The sequence below is a fragment of the Lactobacillus sp. OTU4228 genome, from assembly GCF_001006945.1.
Lineage (GTDB): Bacteria > Bacillota > Bacilli > Lactobacillales > Lactobacillaceae > Lactobacillus > Lactobacillus amylovorus.
The window spans coordinates 19,394-31,902 of sequence record NZ_CDLD01000032.1; the positions used below are offsets into that span (position 1 = coordinate 19,394).

Annotated in this window: 8 protein-coding genes and 3 pseudogenes; 5 read left to right on the forward strand and 6 right to left on the reverse strand. The window is 37.2% G+C overall.

Annotated elements, in window-relative coordinates; translation table 11 throughout:
- Positions 1-54: 54 nt before the first annotated feature.
- Positions 55-906: a LysR family transcriptional regulator gene (locus BN1206_RS05790; protein WP_013438111.1), complete on the reverse strand. Its 852-nt coding sequence runs from the start codon at positions 904-906 to the stop codon at positions 55-57.
- A 128-nt stretch (positions 907-1,034) separates the two neighbouring features.
- On the opposite strand from BN1206_RS05790, the gene BN1206_RS05795 reads away from it, so the two are divergent.
- Positions 1,035-3,308, forward strand: coding sequence for an HAD-IC family P-type ATPase (locus tag BN1206_RS05795; RefSeq protein WP_046432823.1), 2,274 nt, complete (start codon positions 1,035-1,037; stop codon positions 3,306-3,308).
- 59 nt (positions 3,309-3,367) lie between these two features.
- Here the strand turns inward: BN1206_RS05795 and BN1206_RS05800 are convergent, their stop codons facing one another.
- On the reverse strand, positions 3,368-3,865 hold the full coding sequence (locus BN1206_RS05800) for an SLAP domain-containing protein (RefSeq protein WP_014565927.1): 498 nt from the start codon (positions 3,863-3,865) through the stop codon (positions 3,368-3,370).
- Positions 3,866-3,999: 134 nt separating this feature from the next.
- Between BN1206_RS05800 and cls the strand changes: the two genes are divergently transcribed.
- The 4 genes and pseudogenes from cls to BN1206_RS05820 all read left to right on the forward strand — a co-directional run bounded on the left by cls (position 4,000) and on the right by BN1206_RS05820 (position 8,294).
- Complete coding sequence (gene cls / locus BN1206_RS05805) at positions 4,000-5,490, forward strand: cardiolipin synthase (RefSeq protein ID WP_022087277.1); 1,491 nt, start codon at positions 4,000-4,002, stop codon at positions 5,488-5,490.
- 130 nt (positions 5,491-5,620) lie between these two features.
- Positions 5,621-6,375, forward strand: a pseudogene (locus BN1206_RS05810) (homoserine O-succinyltransferase).
- Between the two features lie 10 nt (positions 6,376-6,385).
- Positions 6,386-7,297: a cysteine synthase A gene (cysK, locus tag BN1206_RS05815; protein ID WP_014565929.1), complete on the forward strand. Its 912-nt coding sequence runs from the start codon at positions 6,386-6,388 to the stop codon at positions 7,295-7,297.
- A 140-nt stretch (positions 7,298-7,437) separates the two neighbouring features.
- A pseudogene (locus tag BN1206_RS05820) lies at positions 7,438-8,294 on the forward strand (MupG family TIM beta-alpha barrel fold protein).
- Positions 8,295-8,713: 419 nt separating this feature from the next.
- On the opposite strand, the pseudogene BN1206_RS05830 reads toward BN1206_RS05820, so the two are convergent.
- The 4 genes and pseudogenes from BN1206_RS05830 to BN1206_RS05845 form a co-directional block, all read right to left on the reverse strand.
- Positions 8,714-9,161 (reverse strand): annotated as a pseudogene (locus BN1206_RS05830) (GNAT family N-acetyltransferase).
- 93 nt (positions 9,162-9,254) lie between these two features.
- Positions 9,255-9,782: an adenine phosphoribosyltransferase gene (locus BN1206_RS05835; RefSeq protein ID WP_013438124.1), complete on the reverse strand. Its 528-nt coding sequence runs from the start codon at positions 9,780-9,782 to the stop codon at positions 9,255-9,257.
- A 104-nt stretch (positions 9,783-9,886) separates the two neighbouring features.
- Entirely contained in the window at positions 9,887-12,160 is a 2,274-nt protein-coding gene (gene recJ / locus BN1206_RS05840) for a single-stranded-DNA-specific exonuclease RecJ (RefSeq protein WP_052543041.1), read from the reverse strand.
- A gap of 110 nt (positions 12,161-12,270) precedes the next feature.
- A partial coding sequence (locus BN1206_RS05845) for a sortase domain-containing protein (RefSeq protein WP_156172738.1) occupies positions 12,271-12,509 on the reverse strand: 239 nt, incomplete at its 5' end.

Consider the following 12,509-nt stretch of genomic DNA (forward strand, 5'->3'; position numbering starts at 1 on the left):
TAATGTATCCGCTTACACTTATTATGGATCAATTAGGTTTAAGTTACAATCCTATTAGCTTAATGAGTCAATAATCTTTTTCATGAGTGGAGTAACTTGTCTATCTTTGCGCCAAATTAATTGTAAATGTGTTACCCAATTAGCATGTTTAATAGGAATCATATTGTCTTTGGCATAGATTGTAGCAATTGATTCTGGTACCAAAGCTAAACCCATTTTTCTTTTTGCCCATGTAATCGCAGTACGTGAATCGTCACATTTAACAGCATAAAAAGGCGCGATTCCATGATGAGCAAATGTTTGATTAAAGATATCTTCAAAGCGGCGATAAATAATCAGCGGTTGATTCGCTAGATCCTTGATACGCAGTTCTTTTTTACCTTGAAAATACGGATCAACAGTTACCGCCATCATCTTTTCTTTAGTTAAATTGCGCGCATTCAGGCCATTACGATTGTACGGCGTACGCACGATCCCTAAATCGATCGTCTTCTTTTCTAGTTTATCCAAAATGCCAAAAGTATTGGCCTCATAGATATCAAAACTGATTTCGGGATAAAAACGCGTTAATTCTTTAAATGAGTCCATTGGAATTAGTCCAGTCGATGAAGATGCCATACCAATAGCAATTGTCCCTAATTCACCAGAAATTGTCTTCTGCACCTGATTTTCCGCATTGTGGGCCAGCGATAATATTTCACTCGCATAACCTTGCAAAATCTGGCCGGCATCGGTTAATTCGATCCCATGTGACGTTCTTTTAAAAAGTTGTGCGCCTAATTCTTTTTCTAGTTGTTTTAATTGGTAGCTCAATGGTGGTTGTGCAATATACAATCTCTTAGCCGCAGAAGTAATTTGCTTTTCTTCGGCTACCACTAAAAAATAATGCAATTGTTTTAAGTTCATAATCTATCCTTTTTATTTTGGTAAATCTAGATATTAAATTTTTTAATATCATATATTATATTTTAGTATTTTAATCTGGGCAATTTATGTGCTAATTTAATAAGGTAGATTTGGAGGGAATTAAACAAATGTCTGAAAATTTTCATGGCTTAACTCAAGCCGAAGCAGACAAACGCCTTAAAGAAGACGGCTTAAACGAAGTACCTGAGCCTGAATACAATTTCTTTAAGGAATTTTTGTCTAAATTATGGAATCTTTCTGCTTGGATTCTAGAAGGTGCATTGATCCTTGAATGTATCTTAGGCAAGTGGGTTCAATCATTATTCGTATTGTTGATGTTACTCTTCGCGGCCTTTAACGGAGCTTCAAAGAAGAAACAATCACGTCGCGTATTAAACAACATTTCACACAAATTAACGCCAACTGTTGCGGTTGAAAGAGATGGCAAATGGATCAAGATCGACTCTAAGCAATTAGTCAAAGGCGATCTAATCTCATTGCAACGTGGTGACGTATTGGCAGCCGATGTCAAAGTAGTTTCTGGCGCTCTAGCTTGCGATGAAAGTTCAATTACTGGTGAATCAAAGCCAGTTAAAAAGAATGTTGACGACACCGCCTATGCTGGTACTACAGTTGTCGAAGGTGACGGCTTAGCAATCGTTACTGCTACTGGTAAGCACTCAAGAAGTGGTAAGACCATCAACTTGATCAACAATTCTGCTGCACCAGGTCACTTGCAACAATTGTTGACTAAGATCATCTACTACCTTTGTTTATTAGATGGTGTTCTTACTTTAGTAATCATCATCGCTTCATTCTTCAAGGGTGGCAATTTCAATACCTTTATTAACATGTTGCCATTCCTTGCCATGATGTTCATTGCCTCAATTCCTGTGGCTATGCCATCAACTTTTGCATTATCCAACTCATTTGAAGCAACTCGTTTGAGTAAAGAAGGCGTCTTGACTTCCGACTTAACTGGTATTCAAGATGCAGCCAACTTGAACTTGCTCTTGCTTGATAAGACTGGAACTATTACCGAAAACAAAACTGCCGTAGCTAGCTGGACCGATGTTAGCGATCTACCTGATAAAGATGTGCTTGCCTTAGTTGGTGCGGCCACTGACAAACGTAATGCCGGTATCATTGATACTGCTATTGATGAATACTTAAAAGAAAAAAACATCCCTGTAATGGACACCGATAATTTCGTACCATTTACTTCCGACACTGGTTACTCAATGGCCGAAGCTGATGGTCACAACGTTAAGCTGGGTTCATTTAAACAATTATCTTTAATCGATAAAAATGCCAACGAAGAAGTAAACGACATTAACTTTAAAGCAGGTCGTTCAGTTGCTGTTTTAATCGACGATAAATTCGCCGGTGTCTTCATCTTACAAGATAAGGTAAGAAGCGATTCTAAGGCTGCTTTAGCTGAATTAAAGAAGCGTGGCGTTCGTCCTATCATGTTAACCGGTGATAACCAAAAGACTGCCGCAGCCGTAGCTGAACAAGTTGATTTAACTGGTGAAGTAATTTCTATTCATGACTTTAACGATAATACCGATATCGACAACTTAGCTGGTATCGCCGACGTTTTACCTGAAGATAAGTTAAACATGGTTAAGTGCTTCCAAAAGAAGGGCTACATTGTTGGGATGACTGGTGACGGTGTTAACGACTCACCTGCTTTGAAGCAAGCTGAAGTTGGTATTGCCGTTTCTAACGCCGCCGACGTTGCTAAGCGTTCAGGCAAGATGGTTCTTTTGAACGATGGTTTAGGTTCAATCGTTAAGATCTTGGATGCTGGTCACCGCGTTTACCAAAGAATGACTACTTGGTCATTGACTAAGCTTGCTAGAACTGCCGAATTAACTATGCTTTTAACATTCGGTTACCTGTTCTTCGACTACATTCCAATGGCTTTGAATGCAATGGTTATCTACACTATCATGAACAACATGGTTACTATGATGATCGGTACTGATAGAACCCATATCACTTACAAGCCAGAAAACTGGAACATGGCTAAATTAGCTAAAATTGCCTTCTCTCTTGCTGCCGGTTGGACCGTGATCGGTTTCATCTTTGTTTGGTACTTGAATACTCATGGCTGGAGTCATGGTGCTATTTCAACGATGGTCTACGTATACTTAGTCTTAAGTGCTATGCTCATCGTATTAATCACCAGAACTCGCAAATACTTCTGGCAAGATTACCCATCCAAGTTGGTTGGTATCGTTCAAATTGCGGATGTAGCTTTAACCTTTATCTTGGCTCTTTGCGGTTTAGCAATGGTACAAATTAGCTGGCAAAACTTATTAATCACTGTAGTTGTTGCAGTAATTGCGGCAGTATTAATTGATTTGGTTTACCAACCGGTAATGAAAAATAGATAATTTGACCAGAATAAAAAAGAAGTGATGATCATCACTTCTTTTTGTTTTGTCTTGATTATTTAGTTATTAACCATAATAGTTAAAACATTTAATGCCTTAACGTATTCGCCATCACCAATTTGAACAAATGGCTTTTCATTAATTTCTTTATGACCTAAATAGTCTACTTTGGTACCACGCTTGACAAACTTGCCTGGAATTTTTTCACCATTTTCATCATAGATATATGAATTCTTCTTAATAATGTTTTCTACTCGAGCAGACTTAACATATGGTAAAAATGCTTCTTGTTTTACGAATCTGTTCTTGCCAATCTTAACGTAAGTGGCGCCGTTGATTACTTTGATAACGTGGATCTTGCACATGTTACCCTTCTTTAACCGACCCACTCTAACACCGCGCTTGTTGTAAACATATGCACTTCTAGTTAAATTTAATTTCTTACCTGTTTGAATTGGATCAGCAATCGCTGCATTAACGGGTTCAACGGTAGTTGTTGCACCTAAATCCATTGCCATTAAAGCCAACCCAGCAAGATAAACTATTCTCTTTCTCATCGTTCTCTACCCCCGTTTAATCTGTTTTTTGCTTTCACTTTTATTTTATCAGAGATCAATAAATTTAAACTATTTTTTGAATTAAATCTGCTAAAATTATTAATTGAAACTATTCAAAGGGGAGTAACAAAATAATGATTTTAACATGGGACATAATAAGGCGAACTTTAGAGGTTCTATGGATAATTAACGTCATCTTTGCCGTATGGACCGTCTTTAGAAGTCGTCGAAGCGTGGTTGCCACTTGGGCATGGATGCTTGTTTTGACAATCTTACCTGGTATTGGATTTATTCTTTATCTTTTCTTTGGCCGGCAATTATCGCAAGATGAAATCTTTGCTATCCAAAAGGAACAAAAAGAAACACGTAACCATTATTTAAACCAGCAAAAGAAGATGTTGCAAGAGTACGATCTTCTTCCAAGAAAAGAACGGGTTCCACGTGTCAGAATGTTAACTGAGCTGAATTTAAATAATGATGATGCTATCTTGACCTTTGCTAACCACGTTAAAGTCTACACAGACGGCCCCGAACTCTTTGATCAAATGATTGAAGACATTAAGAATGCCAAAGTAGCTGTTAGTTTGGAGTTCTATACTTTTTATGCAGATAAATTAGGCCATCGCGTTTTAGCTGCACTTGAGCAAGCTGCCAAAAATGGTGCTAAAGTGCGAGTAATCTATGATACTTCAGGTTCACGTGGTACTAAGCCAGCATTTTTTGATCATTTAAGAGAATTGGGTGGGCAAGCACAACCATTTATTTCTACTTCTAAAAAGCACTGGTTCACTACTCCTCGTCTTAACTATCACCTTCACCGCAAATTGGTCGTTATTGACCACAATACGGGTTACATTGGTGGTTTTAATATTGGCGATCAATACGTAAATCAATCTAAGAAATTTGGTCACTGGCGCGATACGCACCTTCGTGTAGAAGGACAATCTCCTATTCTAATGGAAGTTCGTTTTGCCATGGATTGGAACACTTCAACTAGAAGAACCAGTCTTCCTAAATTCGAATTAGATGAGCTTAAAAATTTTATTGTTGATCGTAAAGACTTCGAATCAGATAACAACGTCGCCATGCAAATTGTTGCATCTGGTCCTGATAACCAACGCTACGGTATTCGACGCGGTTATGAAGGTATCATTGCTAGCGCAAAAGAATACGTTTATATTCAGACGCCATATTTGATTCCTGAAGACTCAATTCTAGAATCATTGATTATTGCAGCCAACAGTGGCGTGGATGTCAAAATTATGATTCCATGCATGCCTGACCACCCATTTGTTTATCGTGCGACTGAATATTACGCCAAATACTTGGTTGCTAACGGCGTTAAAGTCTATAAGTACAATGATGGCTTTATCCATGCTAAGACAATGGTCAGTGGCTCAAATATCTCGTCTGTTGGTTCTGCCAATCAAGACTTCCGTAGTTACACTTTGAATTTTGAAGTTAACTCATTCAACTACAATCCTCTTTTAACTAAAGAATTAAAAGAGATTTTTGAAAAAGATCTTGAGAAATGTACCTTATTGACTAATGAATATTTTGCTAAACAGTCATCTTGGTTAAAATTCAAACAATACTTCTCTAGATTGCTTTCACCAATCTTTTAAATCAAAGGTCCAGAAATATTGGGCCTTTTTTCTTTACTTATTTTTTATAAGCTATATAAGTGTATTAGCTTTTAATAAGTAAGGAGGTTAAAACTTGGCTAATAAAGTAAAAATAGGCGCTCTCAATCTGATGCACGATAAGCTGGATACGCAAAAACGCTTTTAAAGGTTTTGCCTAACGAAAAATTAACGTTTTTATATCCACGCTCTCATTATCTGCATCGCCCTGTTCCTACTGAAGTATCTGCTACTTATTCAGAGCCATTAGATATCGATCGTATCAAAGAATTTGATAGCTTCATTATTACAGGTGCACCGCTTGACCATCTTGCCTTTCATGATGTCGAATATATAGAGGGAATTCGATGTTTGATTCAAGAACTTGATAAACAAAGAAAGCAACAATTGTACTTCTGTTGGGGTGCAATGGCAGCCATGAACTATTTTTATGGCATTAGAAAAAGAATTTTAGCAGAAAAGATTTTTGGCATCTTTCCCCATTTAATCATCGAACCACATCCTTTATTAGATGGGCTTAGCCAAGGCTTTATCGCTCCCCATGCTCGTTATGCGAAAATGGATAAAGAACAAATCATGCAAAATCCACGTTTAGTGATCAATTCGGTTGATGATAACGGCCATTTATTCATGGTTTTATCAGAAGAGAAGCCTGAACAAAACTTCATCTTCTCACATATCGAATATGGCAGAACTGGTTTAAGGGATGAATATCAAAGAGAAGTCGCAGCTCATCCCGATCGTCACTACAAAAAGCCAGATAATTATTCTATGTCCTCCCCACTTTTTCAATGGAAGGATACACAAAAAACGTTTTTTGATAACTGGCTTAAACAAGTTGAAAAAAGCAAGTTAGTTTTAAATTAAGAAGTAAAAAATGAGTACAATTTATAATTCAGTTACAGAATTGATTGGTAACACACCATTATTGAAGTTAAACCGTGTCGTTCCAGAAGATGCGGCTGATGTTTATGTTAAGCTTGAATTTGAAACCCCTGCAGGCTCAACCAAAGATCGTATTGCTTTAGCAATGATTGAAAAAGCTGAACGTGATGGCAATTTAAAGCCAGGCGGTACTATTACCTCACGCAACACCGGTATTGGTTTAGCCATGGTAGCTACTGCTAAAGGCTATCACATTATCATCGTCATGCCTGAAACCATGAGTGTAGAATGTCGTAAGCTCATGAAAGGCTACGGTGCTGAACTTATTTTGACACCAGGTTCTGAAGGCATGAAGGGTTCTATTGCTAAGGCTGAAGAATTAGTTAAGGAAAAAAGCTATTATATGCCAATGCAATTCGATAATCCTGAAAATCCTAATATTCATGAGTTGACTACTGGTCCAGAAATTATTAGCGCAATGAACGGTATCGGCAAGTCTGTCGACGCTTTTGTTGCTGGCGTTGGTACCGGTGGTACTCTTTCAGGTATTGGCCGTGCATTAAAGAAGGAAAATCCTAATACTAAGGTTTACGCACTGGAGCCAAGCGAGTCACCTTTATTAAAGGATGGCAAGACTGGCAAACACGGCATAGCTGCTGGATTTATTCCAAAAAACTTGGACAAAGATGTCTATGACGGCATTGTAGAAGTTTCAACTGATGAAGCGATGAAGATAGCCTGTGAAGTTGCCAAAAACGAAGGTTTCTTACCTGGTATTTTCGCTGGTGCCAACATCCACGGTGCAATCGAATTAGCTAAGAAGCTTGGTAAAGGTCATGCTGCTGTCACTGTTAGTCCAGATGGCGGTGATCGTTACCTTTCAACTGCTTTATTTAACGAATAAACAAAATATTACTGAAATCATTGTCTAGGGATGAATTGATTTGATTCATCCTTTTTCTTTTACCAGAACATTGGGCTAGACCCTTTTAATTTTATCAACTATAATTGGTATATACATATTGACGAAAAGAGGTATATATAATGAGAATGAGATCTTTAGGTCTATCCATCTATCCAGACCACAGTAATTTTGAAGACAATGCTAAATACCTAGAACTTGGTCATAAATACGGCTTCTCTCGCATTTTTATGAGTATGCTTGAAGTCAAGTCAGTCCTGCAGAAACTCAAGCCAAGTACAAAAAAATAATTGAATACGGCAACAAATTAGGTTACCAAACTTTCTTAGACGTTTCTCCTCAATTATTTGATCAACTTGGAATTAGTTACTCTGACTTAAAATTCTTCGCAGATACTGGTGCAGCTGGTATTAGATTAGACCCAGCCTTCGACGGTGCAACAGAAGCAATGCTTTCTTACAATTCATATGGTTTAATCATTGAATTAAACATGAGTAACAACGTCGACTACTTAAACAATATTATTTCCTATCAAGCAATGCATTTATTTGCCTCAGGCTTAATTGATGACGTAATCATTGGTAACGCCTATGCTAGCGAAGAAGAATTAAGGGTTTTATCAGAGGTAAATCGTTACCAGTTAATGCTTCACGTTGATTATGTAAAACAAATTAGTGATATAGAAAAACCTCAACACTTCCGCCGCGGCGACATGAATGAAATTGTCATTCGTTCAACTATGCCTCGAGTAACTTACAAAGACATCCCTAACCCACCACATGATAATGAAGAGAAATTTCAACGCGGTGATGTTTTAATCGGTAATGACAATTTTGGTATTTATAAAAATGAATTTCAAATTGTCTTAAAGCCACATAAAGAGCCAAGAAAGAACAAAATTGGTAGTATCGCCAAAGATGAATTATTTTTACTTGATTTTATCAAGCCATGGACCAAATTTAAGTTAACTGGCAAATAGAACAAAAGAAATACCCCTAAAGAAATTTTTCCTTCAGGGGTATTTTTTTATTTCTGTTGATTTCACGCTATTTCTAAGCGTTATACAAATTAGTATAACGATCTTTAATTACTAGTGCAATATTTTAAGACGATTTATTTTTTAGATTTGTTAATCCCTTTCCAAAACCATCTCACACCAACATATGCGATCACAAAGCATGCTAAACTAAGGATCCAGTTTGGAAAGATTGAGGTCATCGTAATAGAACGTCCTGCCTCAGTATTTGCTATCAAGTTGACGCCAAAGATATTCGAAACAATTGGAATATTTACATTAAACCACAAATTCAAAGTTAAATAGATCATTATTAAGAGTAACCAAATTGCAATGGCTTTAATAATTCGTTTTATCCAGATATTCATTTTTATAATTACTCCTTACTTTAATTCCATCGTATCTTGTGAGAAAAGAACCGGATATTCATCAGACCATTTCTCAGTTATCGTTTTAACAGTTTCAAAACCAAACTTTTTTATACAAAGCTTTAGCACGATTATTGTTGGTAAACACCTCAAGACTGACTGGTCGCTTTAATTCGTCTAGTGTTTTTTCCATTAACTTGGTAGCTATCCCTCTACCTTGTGCATTTGGATCAACATAGATGAATTCGATCTTACCTGGTTTAAAGCCTATAAAACCCATTAATTTTTCGTCCTCAAGTGCTACGTAAATCTTACAAGACAACAAATAATCTAAATATGGTGCATCCCTGAAAGCCACAAAAACTGGCTCCAAATTTTCAGCTTCTAGTTCTTGCATCCTCGCTTTATCCATCACTGCGCCTAGTTGCGCAAAATATTGTTTTTCGTATGATTTGATTTTCATGCTTCCCCCTCTTTTATTAACTAATAATTTTATAAAAATTTTGCAAAATAAAAAAGCCCCAATGCTTTCGCATTAAGGCTTTTTATTTACTATTTAAGCACCGTGATATTTTACTAATGAATAAATATCAACGTCTGGCAACTTCTCTCTACCCTTTAAGTCAGGTAATTCAATATAGAATGCAGCACCTACAAGCTTACCACCAAGGTTTTCGATTAATTCCTTAGAAGCTCTCAAAGTACCAGCAGTAGCCATCAAGTCGTCACATACAACTACTCTTTGACCTGGCTTAATAGCATCCTTGTGCATTTCCAAGCTGTTTGAACCGTATTCCAAAGCATATGAAGCACGTTCAACTTCTCTAGGCAACTTGTGAGGCTTTCTTGCTGGAACAAAGCCAATGCCCAATTCAGTTGCTACAGGACAGCCAACGATAAAACCACGTGCTTCTGGACCAACGATTACATCCGCATTTCTGCTCTTGGCGTATTCTGCTAATTCATGAGTAGCAGTACGGTATAAATCGCCATCTTGCAAGATTGGTGTAATGTCGCGGAACACAATTCCCTTGTTAGGAAAGTCCTTTACGCTTGCAATATACTTACTAAAATCAATTGCCATAAGAAGTAAAACCTCCAAAAATCTTTGCGTTTTTATTCAAACACTTTTAACTTGTATATTTTAACAGATTTTTGGTATAAAAACATCAAAATCTTGATATTTATCTAATTATTCAAAAAATTATTAACATATGTGATAATTTGCTGAGTTGGCATTGTTCTCAATTGATCGACAAACTTAATTTGTGACTGCGTTGCTCTCAAATACTTAGATGCTGTTAAAGGCTGCTTTTGAGGATGCTGCTCGCCTACTAGCTTGCCATCGTCCAATTTAACAAAGCCTAATTCAAAGAAGACACGTAAAATGAACAATACACTGTCATAATCTAAGCCAAGATATGGCGCTACGGTGCGATAATCATCTGGACTCAACGTTGGGTGAGCATAAATATATTTCAACACTTTGCCAAAATAGCTTTTTGCTGGAATATGCTCTACTGGCAATTGATCAAGCAAGAAACGTAAGTAAATTTGTTGGTAATTCTTTTCTAGTGCCGAATTTAATTCGATTTGATTGCGTGGTACATCAAGCAAAGCAACTGTTTCACCAGATTTGTCGTAATCTTTAACCAAACTAATCTTATCGTCACTTACTTGCAGTCTATTCCTAACAATTGGAATATTCTTTTTGTCAAATAACAAATAACGATCTGCAAAACCCATGACTAGCTTTTCTTGACGCAAATCAATAACTGGCGTAGGAACAGCTAATTTAGGTGAAGCAAATTCAATTCCTTCGATGATACCTTGCAACGATATCTTATTGCGATAAGTATTAAGCGACAATTGAACAAAGACCCTGGCAATAAATGGCAACAAATTATTGTTTAAAAAGTCTTTATTAAAACCAATTACAGCCAGGCTGCCACCCTTTTTAGCGACATTAAACTTGACGTGATTCTTCTCTTTACCAATCTTAAAAAATTGGGTAATCGTTGGGTTGGAGATACTGAAAATTGGCTGTGCATCCCCCGTTCCAAACGGTCCCACTTGATTAATCTGCGCTAAGATCTGTAGTGACAATCCCTGCAAAGGCAGTTCCATATCATATTCCTTAATTTCAAGTCCACCTTCAACGTGAAAACCTTTCTCAAGCTTTTCTCTTAAAGCACCAATTTTATCTTCAGTCATTGATAAACCGCAGGCAAAATCATGACCACCAAATTTGGTAAAAAGCTCTTCTTTTAAAGGATTAAGGGCATCAAACAAATTAAAGCCAGTAATTGATCTACCTGAACCTTTGATTTCTCCAGCCTGATTCTTAGTTAAAACGATCGTTGGCTTATGCGTCTTCTCAACGATCTTATTGGCTACCAGGCCCAACACACCTTCATGAAAATCTGGATCATATAAAACAAGCGTATTTTGTTTTTGCCAGCTATTCTCACGGATTAACGCCATACATTTATCATAGACTTCAGTCGTCAATTCCTTACGCTGATTATTCAGCTCTTCAATTTGATCCGCAATCTTTTGTGCTTCAACATCGTCGTCGCTTAATAATAACTCAACTGCAAGGTTAGCATTGGCCAATCGACCTACCGCATTCAAACGAGGAGCAATATTAAAGCCGATATCTGTTTCGTTAATCGAGCCTAAAGTTAAGCCAGCATTCTTTATCAGGGCACGCAAACCTGGTCGCTCAGTTTGGTTAAGTACTTCCAGCCCTCGTTTAACAATTACGTGACCTTCTCCGGTTACTTTAACCATATCGCCAATCGTACCTATCATGGCTAAATCAAGTAGTTCTGGCATCGTATCCTGCATTAAGCCGCGGCAGATTGTGTAGGCAACACCTGCACCACAATAATCATCAAAAGGATATTTTTGGCCAGGATAATTACAGTGTACGATGGCATAGGCATCTGGCTTTTGTTCTTGAAAAGTGTGGTGGTCGGTTACGATTGTATCTACACCATGTTCTTTAGCATATTTAACTTCGTCAATACCAGTCACACCATTATCTACAGTAATAATTAATTTGGTACCGTCTGCAACAATATCATGATAGCGATCAATATTAGGGCCATAGCCGTCTTTAAAGCGATCTGGAATAAAGTAATACACATCAGCACCTAAAATACTTAGAGTCTCTGTCATAATCGTTGTCGCAGTGATCCCGTCAGCATCATAGTCGCCATAAATCGTAATCTTTTCACCATTATCAATTGCTTGATTGATTCGATCAATGGCCTTATCCATATCATGCATAAGCGAAGGATCCGCTAAATTCTCTTCGGTCGCATTAAACCAGAAATCTAGTTTTTCATCGCTGTCAATGCCACGTAAGGCAAAAAGCTTTGCCGCAATTGGACTTAGCTGATACTTTTCTATCAAACTTGGATCTAGCTCTTCAGCAGTTCTTTGTTGCCATTTCATTACTGTAAAACACCCTCATCAAAACTAAAAGGCACTCACAAGCGAGTGTCTTTCTTGCAAATCTATTAATAATTTTAACGCAAATACGATATCTGTATAAGTCAGACAATCTATTTTAAGTTAAAGACTTTCAAATTATTATCTGTTGCTTTTTCGGTTTTAATTAAATTACCACGAATTGCCCAGCGATTTTTACCACCATCAGCACAGGTAATTAAGGTGACGATGTTTTGTCGGGTATTGTTAACTAACCAAACTGCAGAAGGATCAACGATCTTCTTCATATAAATGCGATAAATATATACCTTCTTCAAGTCAGTTAAATAAATTAACTCGCCCTTTTTAACAT

What these genes read in the sequence shown, in the direction of transcription:
- recJ (WP_052543041.1), bottom strand. Translation starts at nt 12,160, where the DNA reads ATGAAATGGCAACAAAGAACTGCTGAAGAGCTAGATCCAAGTTTGATA.
- BN1206_RS05800 (WP_014565927.1), bottom strand. Translation starts at nt 3,865, where the DNA reads ATGAGAAAGAGAATAGTTTATCTTGCTGGGTTGGCTTTAATGGCAATG.
- cysK (WP_014565929.1), top strand. Translation starts at nt 6,386, where the DNA reads ATGAGTACAATTTATAATTCAGTTACAGAATTGATTGGTAACACACCA.
- BN1206_RS05795 (WP_046432823.1), top strand. Translation starts at nt 1,035, where the DNA reads ATGTCTGAAAATTTTCATGGCTTAACTCAAGCCGAAGCAGACAAACGC.
- BN1206_RS05835 (WP_013438124.1), bottom strand. Translation starts at nt 9,782, where the DNA reads ATGGCAATTGATTTTAGTAAGTATATTGCAAGCGTAAAGGACTTTCCT.
- BN1206_RS05790 (WP_013438111.1), bottom strand. Translation starts at nt 906, where the DNA reads ATGAACTTAAAACAATTGCATTATTTTTTAGTGGTAGCCGAAGAAAAG.
- cls (WP_022087277.1), top strand. Translation starts at nt 4,000, where the DNA reads ATGATTTTAACATGGGACATAATAAGGCGAACTTTAGAGGTTCTATGG.